At 71.7% G+C, this 16202-nt stretch carries 14 protein-coding genes and 1 pseudogene; 10 read left to right on the forward strand and 5 right to left on the reverse strand.

Features of this window, described 5'->3' with window-relative positions; all coding sequences use genetic code 11:
* Positions 1-960 precede the first annotated feature (960 nt).
* Positions 961-1944, reverse strand: a pseudogene (locus tag NR792_RS24555) (serine/threonine-protein kinase); the annotation flags it as partial.
* A complete protein-coding gene (locus tag NR792_RS24560) occupies positions 1842-2777 on the reverse strand; it encodes a DUF2381 family protein (protein ID WP_375755111.1) in 936 nt (311 codons plus the stop codon). The gene NR792_RS24560 and the pseudogene NR792_RS24555, both read right to left, overlap by 103 nt.
* Before the next feature lie 409 nt (positions 2778-3186).
* On the opposite strand from NR792_RS24560, the gene NR792_RS24565 reads away from it, so the two are divergent.
* On the forward strand, positions 3187-4815 hold the full coding sequence (locus NR792_RS24565) for an ATP-binding protein (RefSeq protein WP_375761686.1): 1629 nt from the start codon (positions 3187-3189) through the stop codon (positions 4813-4815).
* Here NR792_RS24565 and NR792_RS24570 read toward each other — a convergent pair.
* Together NR792_RS24570 and NR792_RS24575 are read right to left on the reverse strand one after the other, a co-directional pair.
* Complete coding sequence (locus tag NR792_RS24570; protein WP_375755112.1) at positions 4757-5167, reverse strand: hypothetical protein; 411 nt, start codon at positions 5165-5167, stop codon at positions 4757-4759. The two genes, NR792_RS24565 and NR792_RS24570, sit on opposite strands and share 59 nt — an antisense overlap.
* A gap of 98 nt (positions 5168-5265) precedes the next feature.
* Complete coding sequence (locus NR792_RS24575) at positions 5266-7236, reverse strand: PAS domain-containing protein (RefSeq protein ID WP_375761687.1); 1971 nt, start codon at positions 7234-7236, stop codon at positions 5266-5268.
* A gap of 233 nt (positions 7237-7469) precedes the next feature.
* Between NR792_RS24575 and NR792_RS24580 the strand changes: the two genes are divergently transcribed.
* The 5 genes from NR792_RS24580 (at position 7470) to NR792_RS24600 (ending at position 12019) form a co-directional block, all read left to right on the forward strand.
* Entirely contained in the window at positions 7470-7922 is a 453-nt protein-coding gene (locus NR792_RS24580) for a Fur family transcriptional regulator (protein ID WP_120527796.1), read from the forward strand.
* Positions 7923-8109: 187 nt separating this feature from the next.
* On the forward strand, positions 8110-8487 hold the full coding sequence (locus NR792_RS24585) for a response regulator (RefSeq protein ID WP_207054443.1): 378 nt from the start codon (positions 8110-8112) through the stop codon (positions 8485-8487).
* 132 nt (positions 8488-8619) lie between these two features.
* Positions 8620-9108 carry a hypothetical protein gene (locus tag NR792_RS24590; RefSeq protein WP_375755113.1) on the forward strand — a complete coding sequence of 163 codons (489 nt, stop codon included), beginning with the start codon at positions 8620-8622 and terminating at the stop codon, positions 9106-9108.
* 200 nt (positions 9109-9308) lie between these two features.
* Entirely contained in the window at positions 9309-10892 is a 1584-nt protein-coding gene (locus tag NR792_RS24595) for a hypothetical protein (RefSeq protein ID WP_375755114.1), read from the forward strand.
* A gap of 221 nt (positions 10893-11113) precedes the next feature.
* Positions 11114-12019 carry a metallophosphoesterase gene (locus tag NR792_RS24600; protein WP_375755115.1) on the forward strand — a complete coding sequence of 302 codons (906 nt, stop codon included), beginning with the start codon at positions 11114-11116 and terminating at the stop codon, positions 12017-12019.
* Between the two features lie 29 nt (positions 12020-12048).
* On the opposite strand, the gene NR792_RS24605 is transcribed toward NR792_RS24600, so the two are convergent.
* A complete protein-coding gene (locus tag NR792_RS24605; protein ID WP_375755116.1) occupies positions 12049-12486 on the reverse strand; it encodes a DoxX family protein in 438 nt (145 codons plus the stop codon).
* 218 nt (positions 12487-12704) lie between these two features.
* Between NR792_RS24605 and NR792_RS24610 the strand changes: the two genes are divergently transcribed.
* The 4 genes from NR792_RS24610 to NR792_RS24625 are packed head-to-tail and all read left to right on the forward strand — an operon-like array spanning position 12705 to position 16193.
* Positions 12705-13595: a transporter gene (locus NR792_RS24610; protein ID WP_375755117.1), complete on the forward strand. Its 891-nt coding sequence runs from the start codon at positions 12705-12707 to the stop codon at positions 13593-13595.
* On the forward strand, positions 13595-14335 hold the full coding sequence (locus NR792_RS24615) for a hypothetical protein (RefSeq protein WP_375755118.1): 741 nt from the start codon (positions 13595-13597) through the stop codon (positions 14333-14335). The genes NR792_RS24610 and NR792_RS24615 overlap by 1 nt, the downstream gene beginning before the upstream one ends.
* Positions 14332-15639 carry an ATP-binding protein gene (locus tag NR792_RS24620; protein WP_375755119.1) on the forward strand — a complete coding sequence of 436 codons (1308 nt, stop codon included), beginning with the start codon at positions 14332-14334 and terminating at the stop codon, positions 15637-15639. The genes NR792_RS24615 and NR792_RS24620 overlap by 4 nt, the downstream gene beginning before the upstream one ends.
* Positions 15636-16193 (forward strand): response regulator transcription factor, encoded by a 558-nt coding sequence (locus NR792_RS24625; RefSeq protein WP_375755120.1) that lies wholly within the window; start codon positions 15636-15638, stop codon positions 16191-16193. Before NR792_RS24620 ends, NR792_RS24625 begins: the two co-directional genes overlap by 4 nt.
* Positions 16194-16202: the final 9 nt, after the last annotated feature.

The raw sequence follows: 16202 nt of genomic DNA on the forward strand, positions 1-16202 counted from the left end.
AAAGCCATCCCGATTCCCGTAGACGATGCAGACAGGATAGACGCGCCCGTCCGGCAGCTCCGCCTTGGTGTAGCGGCCCGTCACGCGGCCATCGCCCGTCCAGAGGCGTCCGTACAGACGGGTCCCCTCCGGCAGGCCGTAGTCGCGCTGGTTCTTGACGAGGCTGACGATGGGTCCATCGTGAACGATGAGCTCCTTGGGTTCGTCACCCGGCTGTCGGATGTCGGTATAGATGTCGCCGAGGAGGCCATCGACCAGGCCGAGCTTTCGCATCGCATCCAGGGAGCCCGCCGGGCACCGGCTCGGCTCTGGCCGCACCTGAGCTCCAGTGCACGCCGTCAGGACGGCGGCGCCGACCGCCGCGGAGCACCGCTTGAGCACACCAGACCGCGCGGGCGTAGGAATGACGGCCGCGTGCTGCGGCGAAGGGGGAGTCATGACGTCCTTCTCCAGAGGAAAGGGGACGGGTGGGGAGGTGCCCGTCGATGGCTTGCGAGCTTCTTCCGGCTCGGGACGAGACGCCATTTGCTGGACGTCCCGTCCCTCGCCTGGGTCCTCCCGCCCCAGGGCCCACCTCAAGCTCCACACCGTCAGGCCCGCGACAAGCGGCCCCACCAACAGCACCGCGAGCGCACCCCGAAAGAGTGGATGCGAACGGGTCCCGCGAACCCGCGCCTGGAGCGCGCGCAGCGACCGGGCCTCCGAGGCGGCCACCTTCGCGGGATCGCGACGGCGCAGTTCGCGGGCCTCTCGCAGCCGGCGGACTGCCTCCACGTGGCGGGCCCGGGCATTCCGCAGGGTCAGCTCCTGTCCTGGCAGCACCGGACCTCGGACCTCCTCCGCCTCCACCGTCGTGCGTGAACCGCTGGCCGTCCGTTCCCGCCAGTCGAACAGCGGCGCGCTCCACGCCGGTCCACCGTCGGACAGGTGCTTGCGCAGCTCCCCCGCCAGCAACGCCATGCTTTCAGGCCGCCGCTCCGGCTCGAAGGCCAGCATCCGCGTCACGGCCTCCGACAGCCCTTCCGGTACATGGGGGTTGAGGTCCCTCACGGCGCGAAGAGCATGGGGCTCCGATGCATCACGGGGCGCGCCCCACTGAGCAGCGGGGTACTGATCCGTCAACAGCCGGTAGAAGGTGACGCCGACCGCGTAAAGCTCGTCCGCCACGGAGTAGGCATAAGGGCTGGCGGCTCCGGGACGACGTTCTGACAGCACGCGCCACATGAAGAGCTGGGGGCTGTAGTAGCGCGGGCTGCCCGGTGGCAACCGGGCAGTGGCGGTGAGCGGCGGCGCACCGGCGTACCAGCCGGCGCCCCAATCCAGCACCTTCACCCTGCCATCCGGTGCGACCAGGACGTTGTCGCCCTTGAAGTCCCGGTGCAGCGCGCCTTCGCGGTGCGCGGCGGCCAGCGCCTCCAGCACCTGCACCAGCAGGCCTGTCACCTGGAGGGCCGTGGGATTGCGGGCGAGTGCCCATTCGTAGAGCGACTCTCCCTCCACGTACTCCATCACCAGATAGGGATGTTCCACCGGACCCAGCCGCCAGACACCGTGGGTGATCAGCCGCACCACCGAGCGGTGACGCACGCGCGCCAGCAACTCCGCTTCCCGCGCGAACCACCTCTCTCCCGGACGCCGCGACAGCTTCAAGGCATACAGCCGTCCCTCCGCGCGACCTGAACGGCGGACGGAATAGGTGGTGCCGTAACCTCCCGCTCCCAGCCGCTCCACCACCTCCCAGCGGTCCACCCGGGTTCCCGGAGGCAACCACTCGGCGGACAGCAGGACCCGTCCCAGCACCGCCTCCGCATGGAGGATTTCCAGTTCCGGCGACTCACTGCTCACAGGGACAATCCCTTCCATCGCACGGAGCGATCGCCTTCCTGGTTCCAGACTTCCAGCACATAGATGGCCCGTGGATCCAGCTCCATGGGCATCTGCCATTCCAGGACCACCTGGCCACTCGCACCGGATGCCAGTCGGGCCTCCAGCATCCGCACGGGAATTTCCCGCTGGATGACCTGGCCCTCCTTCTCATCCAGCCCCAACCGGGTGAGCCGGCCCACGCCGGGCACCCACGGTGCCGCGTCAGGTGCGTTCCTCAGGGTCAAGGCCATCAAGCGGGTTTGGAGGTGGCGGTAGAGGACAGCGCCCCCCACGACCTCCAGGCCTGGCGCTTCAATCGCGCTGGGAAACCGCTCCACCGACACCGGGGCACGCGCCAGCGCACCGGTGAGCACGGCGCCCGCCAGTCCCGTCTGGGCGCACTGCGCACGCAGGGTGGCGAGCCCCGCCTCGGCCGCGGCGCACCGGCCCCGCAGCAGGGACAGCTCCTCGCCCAGGTCCTCGGCGGACAGCGCGTGGCGGGACACCTCCACGACGGTGTCCACCTCCTTGGGGTCCGTGACGAGCAGGAACGACACCTGCCGGGGCGCGTCCTCTCCCGCGAAGCGCACGGTGACGAGCGGCCGGGACGCCTCCGGCATGGCCACGGAGGGGCGCAGCACCATCACGCCTGGATACACCTTCAACTGGCCGAACAGCGGCGCCAGCGCCTTCGTGTCCACGGACGCGGGCAGGATGTCATCGTTGAACATGACGGTGGTGACGGTCCCGGGTGCCACGCGCAACAGGTGCAGCGTCGCGGCCTCCTCCGCCTGGACCACCAGCTTCCGCTCCCGCGTGACACGCGGCCCTGGCGTCCCAGCCCATGCCGGGCCCACCGCGCCCAGCAACATCATCAGCATTGGCCAGACAACCACACGGGGCGTAAGCACGCGGGGCAACCTCCAGCGTCGCAACCTAGCAGAAGGGGGTGACGTAACGGGGAGGTTCCGTGTCTGGAATGCAGCAGGTTGTCCGGTGCCGCCCCGTGATGCGAATGAGGTGCCCGGCGTGAACGCACCACTCGAATCTACTCCGCTGCCGTCTGACTCGGCTTGAATGCCCCTGCGACGTCCTCAATGGCTGGCGTGCGAAACGAATGAGGGAACGCACCAGGGATGCCGCGCCAGCGCACCGGCATCAAGGATGTGGTGCGCCTCGCACGGAACTGAACACCCGCCGGACCGCGCTCGCGAGTGGGGATCCCGCCTGCACGCCTGGGCACCTGCCAGCACACGGAATGCGCGGGCCCCGGCTGGACGGGAGGAGGACCGCCCGGTTAGGAACCGGCCCAGTCCCTTGATGACTCCTGGCCCCCCCAAGACACCTCCCACCCGTCCTCCGGTGGTGTGGCTGCTGGAAGATTCTCCGACGGAGGCCCAGGCCGCGCGCGCGGCGCTCAGCACGACCTGCGACGTCGTCCTGTTCTCCGACGGGGCCACGCTGGTGGAGGCCCTGGGCTTCGAGCAGGTGCCGGACGTGCTCGTGCTGGACCGGGAGACCCCGGGCCTCACCGGCCTGGAGGTCTGCGCCTTCGTGCGCGGCAACGCCGCCACGGCGCTGCTCCCCGTGCTGCTGCTCACCTCCCACCAGCGTCCCGAGGACGTCGTCGAGGGGCTGGGCGTGGGCGCCAACGACTACGTGTTCAAGCCGTTCCGGTCCTCGGAGCTGGCGGCCCGCGTGCTGGGGCTCGCCCAGTGGGGCTGGCAGCAGCGCGAGACGACGGCGGCGCTCGACACGACCCGCCGGTTCCTGTCCGACGAGCAGGCCCGGCGCACCCTGGCCGAAAGCGCGCTCGCGGAGGTCCGCGCCGCGGAGCTGCGCGCCTGGAGGAGCGACCAGCGCTTCCGCCTGGCCGCGCGCGCCACCCAGGACGCCATCTGGGAGTGGAACCCCCAGACGGACACCCTGGAGTGGAGCAGCGGAGACCCCGACCTGCTGGGCCGGCTGGACGACCCGCGCGTGGCGCGCCAGGCCTGGTGGCGCGAGCACATCCACCCGGAGGACCTGGCGGCCGTCCGGCAGGGCTTCATGGACTCGCTCGCGGGGAGCGGCGACCTGTGGCGGTGCGGCTACCGCTTCCACGACGCGCGGGGCGCCTGGCGGGACGTGGAGGAGCACGCCATCATCGTCCGCAACAGCGAGGGCGAGGTCCAGCAGGTGGTGGGCGCCCTGCGGGACGTGACCGCGCGCAAGCGGCTGGAGGCGGAGGCCCGCCAGCGCGGGGACTTCGAGCGGCAGCTCATCGGCATCGTGAGCCACGACCTGCGCACCCCGCTGTCCTCCGTCCTGCTGGCCGCCTCGCTGCTGCTGGACCGCGGCCCCCTCAACGAAGAGCAGCGCAAGCGCGTGAACCGCATCCGCGCGTCCACCGAGCGCGCCGTGCGGATGATCCGCGACCTGCTGGACTTCACCCAGGTGCGCCACGGCGGCCTCATCCTCCATCCCCGGGACGCGGACCTCCACGCCCTGGTGGAGACCGCCATCGAGGAGGCCCAGACGCAGGCCCCCGGCCGCGCCCTCCTGCACACCCAGGCCGGAGACGGCGCGGGGACCTGGGACGCGGACCGGCTGGCCCAGGTGGTGGGCAACCTGCTGGGCAACGCGCTGTCCTACGGCGACAAGGCCGCCCCCATCCGGGTGCACACCCGGGGCGAGTCCGACAGCGCGGTGCTGGAGGTGCACAACACCGGCGCGCCCATTCCCCCGGACCTGCTGCCGCGCCTCTTCGAGCCGCTGGAGCGGGGCGGCTCCCACCAGGAGAACCGCGCGGACCGCAGCATCGGCCTGGGCCTCTTCATCGTCCGGCAGGTGGTGCGGGCCCACGGCGGCCACGTGGGCGTGACGAGCACCGCCGAAGCCGGCACCACCTTCACCGTGCGCCTGCCGCGACAGCCCCCCGCCGCGCCGCCTGCGACACGGCCCGGGTGAACTGGTCGATGTCATAGGGCTTCAACAGCAACTCGATGACATCCGGCCCGGTGTACTCCTGCGCGCCCTCGCGGTTGGTGGTGGTGAGCACGAAGGGGATGCCCGCGGCGGCCGGGTTCGCGGCCAGCTTCTGGAACGCGTGCCAGCTCAGGTTGAACGGCACGCTGATGTCGTAGACGATGACCGCCGGCGCCGTCTCACGCACCAGCGTGGCGAAGTCCAGGGGCCCGCGCATGACGTCCTGCACGCGCACGCCCTTCGTCTGGAAGCCCGCGTCGTCCAGCACCTCTTCCAGCGCCTCGATGAGGTCCTCGCTCCCGTTGAGCACCAGCACGGTGGGTCGTTTTCCCATGGGGGGAAGCTGCGTCCTGCCCCATGCGCCAGCAGCAGCGTCGTTCCGCCATGTGTGGGTCAGCGGACAGAGGCGCCGGACGTCCGGACGTCCGCTCCTCAGGCGGGGCGGGCCGGGGGCCCCGCGCGGGGCAGCCGCACGCGGAAGGTGGCGCCCTGGCCCGGGGTGCTCGTCACCGCCACCTCGCCGCCGTGGGCCTCCACGATGCGGTACAGGCGGTAGAGCCCCAGCCCCAGGCCGCCGTAGTTGCGCGCGGGCACGGCGCGCTCGAAGCGGCGGAAGAGGCCGTCCACCCGGTCCGGCGCGATGCCGATGCCGTGGTCGCGCACCACCAGGAAGGCCGAGTCCGCGTCCGCCCGGACCTCCAGCTCCACCGGCCGGCCCGGACCGAACTTCACGGCGTTGACCAGGAGGTGCGTCACCACCTGCCCCAGCCGCAGCGCGTCCCAGTGGCCCACCGCGGACGCGACGTCGCGCACCACCAGCAGGCACCCGGCGCGCGCCGCCATCTCCTCCGAGCGCAGCACCACGTCCCGCACCACCTGCCCCAGGTCCACGTCCTCCAGGTTCAGCCGGGGCGCGTGGCTCTGCATCTGCGACACGTCCAGCAGCCCCTCCACCAGGTCCGCCAGCCGCTGAACCTGCCGGTCCGCCGCCACCAGCGCGCGCTCCAGCCGCTCCGGCGCCACCGGGTGCTCGTGCTTGAGCGCCGCCGCCGTGCCCTGCACGCGCAGCCGCAGCGCGGCCAGGGGCGTGCGCAGCTCGTGCGCGGCCACCGCCAGGAACTCGTCGCGCACGCGCACCGCCTCGCGCGCCTCGCGGTACAGCCGCAGCTGCTCCGTCACGTCGCCGATGATGCCCGCCATGCGCACCGGCCGCCCCTGCGCGTCGCGGATGGCCCGGCCCCGGCTCACGCACGAGCGGTAGCCCCCGGCCTCGTGCCTCAGCCGGAAGGACACGTCGTAGGGCGTGCCCTGCTCCAGGTGCCGCGCCAGCGCGGACGCCACCTCGTCCCGGTCCTCCGGGTGCACCCGCGCGAGGAACGCCTCGGAGGTGCCGGGGAAGTCCTCCGGCTTCATCCCCAGCATCTCCAAGAGGCGCGGGCTCCAGTACATGCGCTGGTTGCGCACGTCCCAGTCCCACACGCCGTCATAGGAGCCGGACACCACCAGCCGGTAGCGCTCCTCGCTCTCGCGCGCGGTGCGCTCGGCCTGCTCCAGCAGCCCCACGCGCCGCTCCAGCTGCCGCACCATCGCGTACAGGTGCGGCTCGGTGGACAGCTCACCGGGCACGGGCGCGGGCAGCGGCCCCTGCTCGCGCGACTCGCGCAGGAGCGTGGCCACCAGCTCGTCGTCTCCCTGCGCGCGCCGCACGAAGCCGTTGGCCCCCACGTTGGCCGCCATGCGCAGGTCCAGCTCGTCCGGCGCGGTGGCGTGCGTGAGGATGACCGGCACGCGCGCGAGCTTCGGGTCCTGGCGCAGGGCCAGGCACAGCCGGAAGCCGTCCAGCCGGGGCATCAGCACGTCCGCCAGCACGATGTCCGGGGGCCGACGCCGCGCCAGCTCCAGCGCGGTCATGCCGTCCTCCGCCTCCATCAGCTCGAAGCGGAAGGGGGCCAGCGCCAGCCGCAGCAGTTTGCGGTAGACGGGGTCGTCCTCCGCCACCAGCACCCGCGGCAGGGTCCGGCCGTCATCCGCCTCCCGCGCCTGGGAGGGCAGCGCCTGCCGCACCGCCTCCACCCGCTGGCCCAGCGACAGGGACGGCGCGAGGAAGCCCGCCACCGGCACGGCCAGCCGCCGCACGGCCTCCTGCTCGGCGGGCGGCGCCTCCACCCACAGCGCCGCGCCCGCCGCGGTCAGCGCCTCGCGCAGCACGTCCAGGGGCCCCGCTGACGCCAGCAGGCCCCCCGCCGCCAGCACCAGGTGCACCGGCGGGGACTCACGCAGCGCCCGCACGAGCGGCTCCACCCCCGCCGCCAGCAGCACCCGCCAGCCCTGGCTCTGGAAGGCCAGGGCCAAGAGCGCCCGGTGCGGACCCGGGGCTTCGACGAGCAACAGGGTGGGCTTCATCAAGGGGGCGGAAAGCAGCGGGAACGGGCGCGGGCCGACGGGTCGTTCTGGATGGCAGGACCCCAACGGCCCACCCCAGGGTGTGGAAAGGCCGCAGTCTGGTGACGGGGGCCTGTGAGTCAAGGCAACCGTGCGGAAGTGTTGGAAGTTGGAAGGGGGCAACCGGGCTACAGGTACACTTCGTTTGCAAGGGCGCGAGGACGTGGGCGCGGCGGTGTGTTATTCGACCGCCCATGGGTGCCAAGAAAGTCACGGCGCAGGAGAAGCTGACCGGGTTCCAGGACCGGATTCGCGCCGCGGGGCTGCGCAGCACCGCCCCCCGCGTGGCCGTGCTGCGCAAGCTGGAGACCGCCACCGCGCCCATGAGCCACGCGGACCTGGTGGAGGAGCTGGGCGGCGAGGGCTACGACCGCGTCACCATCTACCGCAACCTCACCGACCTCACCGAAGCGGGCCTTGTCGTGCGCGCCGACCTGGGCGACCACGTCTGGCGCTTCGAGCTCAAGCGCGCCGGCGCCACCGAGCACGCCAACAACCACCCCCACTTCACCTGCACCGACTGCGGCACCGTGGCCTGCCTCCCCGAGGAGTCCGTGCGCCTCACCACCGCCCGGGGCGTCCCCCGCGCCGTGTCCCAGCGCGCCGTGGAAGTGCAGCTGCGCGGCCTCTGCGACCGCTGCGAGTAGCCCCCCCGCCCCCCACCCGCCAGCCAGCCGGGCGCCTGCCGGGGGTGTGCTCACTGGTAGGCATACACCTACATTGGAGCTTCCGCTCTCCTGTCCCCGGGTACAGATTCGTCCTGGCGAAGGCGGGGACCCGCCGCTCCGGCTCGGGGAGCGGGACGGGCGCCCCAGGGTTCGCAGGGGGAATGGGATGGAAGCCCATCACACGTTGCTGGTCGTCGACGACGACATGGACATCCGGGATGCGCTCCAGGACGCGCTGGAGCTGGAGGGCTACGCCGTGCAGCTGGCGGCGGACGGGCTGGAGGCGCTGGAGCGGCTGCGCTCCTCGGAGCCCCGGCCGCAGCTCATCCTCCTGGACCTGATGATGCCGCGCATGGACGGCGTCGCGTTCCGCGAGGCGCTGCGCCACGAGCGCGCGTGCTCGGACATCCCGGTGGTGGTCGCGAGCGCGGACCTGGACGTGCGCGAGACGGTGGACGGGATGGGCGTCGCCGCCTACCTGCGCAAGCCGCTGGACCTGTCCGCGCTGCTGTCCACCGTGAAGCAGCTGTGCCTGCCGGTCTGAATGGCTGCCTGCTGCCCCTGCGGCGGGGCGGCATGCAAGCCATGGACTCGAGGGGCCGGTTGGCGGCGGAAAGAGGCCGCCCCACCCTTGGGAGCAGACACGGGAACACCCAACACGAAAGGGAGCGGGACCATGAAGAAGATCATCGTCGCGGCAGTGATGTGCCTGGGAACGGCTGCCTTCGCGCAGGACACCACCGGCACGCCGCAGAACCCGTCCAAGGACGCGCCCAGCGCGCGGCAGATGAACGGCCCTTCGACGGGCGTGGAGGCCCAGGAGGTGGGCCCCGCCATCAGCGACACCGCGAAGAAGGTGGTGGGCGCGGACACGTCCAAGGACAAGGCGGACGCCGCGAACAAGACGGGCCTGTGGAAGGAGAAGGACGCCTTCAGCATGAACGGCACCGTGAAGGCCAAGGACGACGACGACATCACGCTCGCGCGCACCGGCACGCTGCCGGAGGTGAAGCTGGACGTGCGTGATCAGACGAAGGTGACCCTGGACGGCAAGGCCGTGAAGGCGAGCGAGCTGCCGGAGGGCGCCAGCGTGCGCGCGAAGTTCCAGCTGGAGGGGGATGACTCCATCGCGCTGGAGCTGAAGGCCACCTCGCCCAAGAAGTAGCTCCGCGGCTCCACGCGGTCCTTCGCCGGGCCCGCTTCCCACCAGGGAGGCGGGCCCGGCCTTTTTACTGCCCCTTCAGGGTCGGCCGGTGCCCTGACTGTGAAAGGGATTGCCCTCTCCCAGGGGAATGCCGCACGGAGAGCCTGCTCTCCAGGGCGGGTACGCGGCTTGCTTAGGTGGCGCGTACGCGTAGGGAGACCATGGTGAATCGACGACTGCTGGGGCTGGGCGTGTGTGTGGGGGCGATGGTGCTGTCGGCGTGGGGGTGCGGTGGGACGGATTCGCCCACGACCCCCGTGGAGGACCCGAACAACATCGACCCGAGGCCAGGGGTGGATGCGGGGACCGGCGGAGACACCGATGCGGGGACGGGCACGGATGCCGGCACCGGCGGCGGCACGGATGCCGGCACCGGCGGCGGCACGGATGCCGGCACCGGCGGCGGCACGGATGCCGGCACCGACGCGGGCACGGGCGGCGGCACGGATGCCGGCACCGGCGGTGGCACCGACGCGGGCGTGGTGGATCCCTGGCCGGCGGATCCGGTGGCGAACTACTCGGACCGCTACGGCATTGGCCGGGTGCAGTCGGTGGGCCTGGACCTGGGCAAGAACCTCTGGGTCCTGGACGGCGACCGCGTGGGCGTGGTGCGCGCGGACACGAAGAAGCTGGTCTGGATGGCGGCCCCGGCGGGCCAGGCGGGCGTGGGCCAGTCCTCCACCGTCATCTGCGGCGGCGCCGCGGGCCGGGCCTACGTGGGCTTCAACGCACCGGACCTCCAGAAGGATCCGGAGTGGCCGGACATCCACACCAACTTCATCGTCACCCGGACGCCGTGCGAAGTCCCGGTGAATGAAGAGACCTGCTTCCCCTTCAGCTCGCGCCGGCTCCAGTTCTACAAGCAGGGGGACGTGGACGCGGTGAAGCTGGACGCCAGCGGCCAGGTCGCCTTCGAGACCCACATCAACCAGTCCCGCCGCGCCAACATCGACGAGAACGGCAACCCCTTCATCCAGACGGGGCCGTCCATGGTGGACGAGGTCAACCTCGGCATCCGCAACAGCAACGACCACCACTTCGACGAAGACCGCGCCATGCTCAGCTGCACGTCCGTGCTGCGCGGCCCGAACAAGGGCGACGTCTTCTTCGGCACCAACCACGGCGTCGTGCGCATCCGCGACCTGACGTACAACGCCCACCGGCACCCCATCTGGTACGACGCCAACGGCTCGCAGATGGCGGGCTACACCTACGCCCTGGGCATCGCGCCGGACGGCGACGTGCTCATCGCGAACGACTGGAACTTCGGCACCGTCACGCCCGACACGAAGATGGAGACCTGGGACGACACCCGGACGCCGGGCATCAACCAGCAGAAGGTGAAGTCCTCCTACCTGCAGGGCCTCAACTCGCAGGCGGAGTTCGACTACTGGCGCGGCTTCCAGCAGACCACGGATGGGAAGTACTACCTGGGCAGCAAGTCCCTGGGCCTGTGGGAGATGACCATCCTCTCCTCCGGCAATCCGTACCAGAAGGGCACCCGCGTCGGCGCGGACGTGGCGGCGCTGAACGACATCAACGCCCTGGCCTCCACGAATGACGGCTCGCTCTTCATCGGCACCAACGCGGGCGGCCTCTACCGGCTGACCCCCGCCAAGACGCTGGAGAAGGTGCCGAACGTGCGCGGCAACAAGGTGCTCCAGCTGGTGTACGACGGCTCCGTGTCGTCCGGCATGCTGCTGGTGCTCACCTCCGAGGGCCTGACGGTGCTGCGCGGCCACTAGGAGTCCCACCCTGACGCCGGGGCGGTGCGCATGTCGCACCCGGCGTCCCGGGGGCCGAGGGGCCCTTGGAAGGGCGCGGAAATGTTCTGGAAGGAGGCCCGGTTCTGCTTCCGCCCTCTTGCCTTCGTGCAAGGGGGCAGGCGGGCCGGGCCCCCGGGCTTCACGGCCCTCCGGACCGCTCTCTACAATCGCCCCTCGCCCCTCCGGAGGAATCCGAACGCATGCGCCTGAGACTCGCCCGCCGTCACGCCGCTGGTGCCGCCTCCTCCCTCGCCGAAGCGGAGCCGGTGGAGCCGCACGGCCGCAACGAGCTCCAGGCGCGAGGCCCCGACCCCTTCCGGCCGGACCGGCGCCTGCGCTGGCGGGACCACTTCGTGCTCACCGAGCACCTGCTCCAGCTGGACAGCATCCACCCGGAGCATGACGGCCTGCGCATCGCGCAGCTGTCGGACGTGCACGTGGGCCAGGCCACCTCCGACGTGCGCATCCGCCGCGCGGTGGCCGCGGTGAACGAAGCGGCGCCGGACCTGGTGTTCCTCACCGGCGACTACGTCACGCACAGCCCCAAGCCGCTGCCGCGCGTGCGCCAGCTCTTGAAGGGGCTCAACGGCCCCGTCTTCGTGGTGCTGGGCAACCACGACCACTGGGTGGACGCGCCCTACCTGCGCGCGGGCTTCGAGGACCTGGGCTACACGGTGCTCCAGAACGAGCACCGCGTGGTGCACGTGAAGGGCGCGCCGGTGACGGTGCTGGGCATCGACGACGGGCTCACCGGCATGGAGGACGTGGAGGCCACCTTCCGGGGCGCGCCCACGTCCGGCACGCGCCTGGTGCTGGCCCACACGCCGCCCACCGCGGAGAAGCTGCCCGCGCACGCGGGGCTGGTGCAGTTCTCCGGGCACACGCACGGCGGGCAGTTCATCGTCCGGGGGCTCACGGAGGCCCTCTTCCGCCGCGCGGGCCAGCCGTACATCCGCGGCCACTACCGGGTGAACGGCAACCACCTCTACGTGAACCAGGGGCTGGGCTTCGGCTTCGGCGGGCCGTACCTGCGCCGGGGCAGCACGCCGGAGGTCGCCTTCTTCACCCTGCGCAACACCCAGGCCGCCCACGTCGGGGCGACCTGATCCACGAGCAGGACGGCGCGCCCGCGCTTTCAGCGCAGGGGCGCGCCCAGCTTCATGCCGCCCAGGCCTGCCTCGCGCTTCTTGCGCGACAGGCTGAAGGGGCCAGGCCCGAAGTAGACGATGAGCAGGGCGCCCCCCGCCATGGAGAGGTTCTTCATGAAGTGGATGAGGTTGTTCTGCGCCTGCACCGGGTCATCCATCTTCCAGAAGTGATGGACCATGATGGCGGACGCCACCAGGAACACCGCGAGCATGGCCGCGCCCAGGCGGGCGAACATGCCCAGGAGGACGCACAGCCCGCCCACCACCAGCACCCCGCCGGACACCAGCACCGCGAGCCGGGGGTCGGGCACTCCCGACGCCTGGGCGTAGGCCGTGAGGGCCTGGAGCTGGATGAAGTGATTGAGGCCGCTGGTGATGAAGATGACCGAGAACAACAGCCGTCCCAGCGGTGCGAGCAGCCCCATGAATGACCTCCCTGCCTCCGGCGTGTCCCCCCTCAACGCGGACGGGTCGCTGTCATTCTCCAGATAGGCACGGAAGGGCGGGCGGACAGCCGGCCCCCGTTCCCCCGCCTGCCTCCCGGACTGTCGGACAGTCGGACCGTTCCCGGTGTGACGCACCGGCGGCCTGCGACAACACGCCACAGTGCGCCAGGACGGGGGGACGCTAGGGTGCCCACGCCTTGAGAACCCCCACCCTGGCCTTCCTGAGCGCCGCGCTCCTCCTCCTGCCCGCGTCCACCGCGTGGGCGTGCGCGAGCTGCGCGTGCGGGGACCCCACCCTCACGTCCATGGGCGGCGAGCAGCCCTTCGAAGGGCGCCTGCGGCTGTCCACGATGCTGCGCGCGTGGGGCCACACGGAGGGGCTGACGGGCGTGGACTCGCAGCGGCTGCGCGAGCTGCGCATGGACGTGGCGGTGGCGTACGCGCCCAGGCCGTGGCTGGTGCTGGCGGTGAACCTGCCGCTGCAGGCCCGCGAGGTCCAGGACGTGAGCCTGGGGATGGAGCGCGGCTGGGGGCTGGGCGACGTCGACGTGAGCGCGAAGGCGTTCGTGTGGAAGGACAAGGAGTTCTCGCCGGACCAGCTGGTCAGCGTGGTGGGCGGGGTGAAGCTGCCCACGGGCCCCCGGCTGCACGCGAGGGACGGCACGACGCTGGGCATCGACGCGCAGCCCGGCAGCGGCTCCGTGGACCCCATGGCGGGGCTGGCGTGGCAGGGCTTCCGGGGCAAGTGGTCGTTCCTCGCCAGCGCCCTGGGCTTCCTGCCCTCGCGAGGGCGCGACGACTTCCGGCTGGGCGCGTCGGTGCGCGCGCAGGTGGCGGCGCAGTACCAGCCGTCGCCCACGTGGGCGGTGCGCCTGGGCGTGGACAGCCGCGCGGAGCGGGCGCCGGACACGAACGGCACGCCGGAGGAGGCCGGTGGGGGCTTCATCGCGTACGCGTCGCCGGACGTCCTCTTCAGCCCGGGCATGGACGTGGTGGTGCAGGCCGGGGTGCGCATCCCCTTCGTCAACCAGCTGCGCCGGGTGTCGTCCACGCCCATCGCGGTGCTCTCGCTGGCGTACGACCTGTGATGATCCGCGCCTCGCGTCTGGGATGGCTGGGATTGCTGTGCGCGCTGAGCGCGTGTGGCGAGCGCGTGGACGGCATGCGCGTGACGCTGGGCCTGGAGCACCGGGCCGTGCACGGCGTGCAGGCGGCGGGCGGCGAGCGCTCCTTCACGCGAGCGGATGGACAGACGCTCACGCTGACGCGCGGCTACGTGGCGCTGGGCAGCGTGGAGCTGAAGCCGTGCGAGGAGGCGCTGGGGTGGCGGCTGCTCAAGGCGCTGTCTCCCGTGGGGACCGCGCACGCGCACTCGGTGGGGTCGCCGTTGAAGCTGGGCACGCCGCACGTGAGCGGGCTGGAGCGGCCGGACGGGACCGTGCTGACGCTGGGCACACTGCGTCCGCCGCCGGGGCGCTACTGCCGGGCGCGGCTCACCTTCGAGCCCGCGGACGCGGACGCGGAAGGGCTGCCGGGCGCGGACAGCGGCGTGGACATGGTGGACCGCACGCTGTGGCTGGAGGGGACGCGGGTGCCGGCGGGTGGCGGTGAGCCGCAGCCGTTCAAACTGGTGACGTCCAACGTCGCCACGGTGGACGTGGTGCTGGACGGGCTGACGGTGTCCAAGGACGAGCCGACGGCCGAGCGCACCTTCGCGCTCGCCTGGGACACGTGGCTGGCGACGGTGGACCTGGAGTCCGAGGACGCGGCGGCGTCCGCGCTGGACACGGTGGCCCGCTCCGTGGCGATGTCCTCCGCCACGCCATGACGCCTCCGCCGCCGCCCCCGTCCGAACCATCGCTCCGAGCCCGCATCAACCTGGTGTGGCTGCTGAGGCTGCGCTGGGGCGTGCTGGTGGGGCAGGCGGTGCTGGTGGCGGTGGCCGCGTGGGGCCTCAAGCTGGCGCTGCCGGTGCCCGCGCTGGTGGCGCTCCTGGGCGTGGAGGCGGTGACGAACGCGGCGGTGCGAGCGGGGCTCGCGAGGGCGAGGCCGGTGGCGGAAGAGGCCATCTTCGGGCTGATGCTCTGGGACACGCTGGTGCTGACAGGGCTGCTGGCGTTGAGTGGAGGGACGCACAACCCCTTCACGACGCTGTACCTGGTGAACGTGGCGCTGGGCACGGTGCTGCTGCCGCCGCGCCGCACGTGGGCGATGTTGGGCTTCACGCTGGTGGCGTTCGGTTCGCTGTTCCTGTTGCAGGACGTGACGCTGCCGGGCCTGGAAAGGCCGGACCACGCGGAGCTGATGCGGCTGCACCTGAGCGGCATGTGGGTGGCGTTCGCGGTGGCGGCGGGCTTCATCGTGTATTTCATCCAGCGGGTGACAAGGGCGCTGGCAAGGCGTGAGCAGGAATTGGAGCAGGCGAGGGCCCGGCACGCGAGGCAGGAGAAGGTGGCCTCGCTGGCGACGCTGGCGGCGGGAGCGGCGCATGAGCTGTCCACGCCGCTGTCCACCATCGCGGTGGTGGCGAAGGAGCTGGAGCGAGCGCTAGCGGTATCCCAGACGTCCGACTCCGCACGAGAGGACTTGAGGCTCATCCGCCAGCAGGTGGATCGCTGCCGGGACGTGCTGGTGCAGATGTCCGCGGACGCGGGCCAGACGACGGGAGAGCCCTTCCAGCCCATCCCGCTGGAAAGGCTGGTGGAGGAGACGCTGTCGGAGCTGTCCGGCCGTGAGCGCGTGCGGGTGGAAGTGCCGGAAGCGCTGAAGAAGCACGAGGTCCACGGTCCGCCGAGAGCGTTGGCCAGGGTGCTGCGAGGGCTGGTGAAGAACGCGCTCCAGGCGACGCCCGTGGGCCGAGGTGTGGAGCTGCGAGTGGTGTCCGAAGGCATGGGAGCGAGGCTGGAGGTCCGCGACGAAGGCCAGGGAATGCTGGAGGCGGTGCTGGCCCGAGCGGGAGAGCCGTTCTTCACCACGAAGGCACCGGGAGAGGGCATGGGCCTGGGGCTGTTCCTCGCGCGTTCGCTGGCGGAGCAGCTGGGCGGGTCGCTGGAGCTGCGCTCGAAGGCAGGAGAAGGCACGACGGCGAGGCTGAGCCTGCCGGGCGTGGATGCAAAGGAGGCAGCGGCATGAGCACGGCCCCAGTGGATCACCGCCCCAGCCTGCTGATGGTGGACGACGACACCACGCTGCGAGAGCGACTGGCCCGCGCCTTCCGGGAGCGCGGCTGGGACGTGACGACGGCAGGCAACCACGATGAAGCCATGGCAGCGGCAAGGCGCGAGTCACCGGAGTACGCGGTGGTGGACCTGCGAATGCCAGGGCAGAGCGGCCTGGAGCTGGTGCGGGACCTGCTGGCGGTGGACGCGTCCACACGGGTCATCGTGCTGACGGGCTACGGAAGCATCTCCACGACGGTGGATGCGATCCGGCTGGGAGCGGTGAACTACCTGCCAAAGCCCGCGGACGCGGACGACATCCTCGCGGCGTTCGCGAGGGCGGAAGAAGCCCCGAACGTCGCCGCGCCGGAGACGCTCCAGGCGCCCTCCCTGGCGCGGGCGGAGTGGGAACACATCCACCGGGTGCTCGCGGACAGCGCCGGCAACATCTCCGAAGCCGCCCGCAAGCTGGGCATCCACCGCCGGTCGCTCCAGCGGAAGCTCCAGAAGTACCCGCCGTCCCGCTGACGCGAAGCC

This window comes from Corallococcus exercitus (genome assembly GCF_042231735.1).
Classification (GTDB): Bacteria; Myxococcota; Myxococcia; order Myxococcales; family Myxococcaceae; genus Corallococcus; species Corallococcus exercitus_B.

What these genes read in the sequence shown, in the direction of transcription:
- NR792_RS24595 (WP_375755114.1), top strand. Translation starts at nt 9,309, where the DNA reads ATGGTGAATCGACGACTGCTGGGGCTGGGCGTGTGTGTGGGGGCGATG.
- NR792_RS24575 (WP_375761687.1), bottom strand. Translation starts at nt 7,236, where the DNA reads ATGAAGCCCACCCTGTTGCTCGTCGAAGCCCCGGGTCCGCACCGGGCG.
- NR792_RS24580 (WP_120527796.1), top strand. Translation starts at nt 7,470, where the DNA reads ATGGGTGCCAAGAAAGTCACGGCGCAGGAGAAGCTGACCGGGTTCCAG.
- NR792_RS24625 (WP_375755120.1), top strand. Translation starts at nt 15,636, where the DNA reads ATGAGCACGGCCCCAGTGGATCACCGCCCCAGCCTGCTGATGGTGGAC.
- NR792_RS24605 (WP_375755116.1), bottom strand. Translation starts at nt 12,486, where the DNA reads ATGGGGCTGCTCGCACCGCTGGGACGGCTGTTGTTCTCGGTCATCTTC.
- NR792_RS24620 (WP_375755119.1), top strand. Translation starts at nt 14,332, where the DNA reads ATGACGCCTCCGCCGCCGCCCCCGTCCGAACCATCGCTCCGAGCCCGC.
- NR792_RS24585 (WP_207054443.1), top strand. Translation starts at nt 8,110, where the DNA reads ATGGAAGCCCATCACACGTTGCTGGTCGTCGACGACGACATGGACATC.
- NR792_RS24565 (WP_375761686.1), top strand. Translation starts at nt 3,187, where the DNA reads ATGACTCCTGGCCCCCCCAAGACACCTCCCACCCGTCCTCCGGTGGTG.
- NR792_RS24600 (WP_375755115.1), top strand. Translation starts at nt 11,114, where the DNA reads ATGCGCCTGAGACTCGCCCGCCGTCACGCCGCTGGTGCCGCCTCCTCC.
- NR792_RS24570 (WP_375755112.1), bottom strand. Translation starts at nt 5,167, where the DNA reads ATGGGAAAACGACCCACCGTGCTGGTGCTCAACGGGAGCGAGGACCTC.
- NR792_RS24590 (WP_375755113.1), top strand. Translation starts at nt 8,620, where the DNA reads ATGAAGAAGATCATCGTCGCGGCAGTGATGTGCCTGGGAACGGCTGCC.
- NR792_RS24615 (WP_375755118.1), top strand. Translation starts at nt 13,595, where the DNA reads ATGATCCGCGCCTCGCGTCTGGGATGGCTGGGATTGCTGTGCGCGCTG.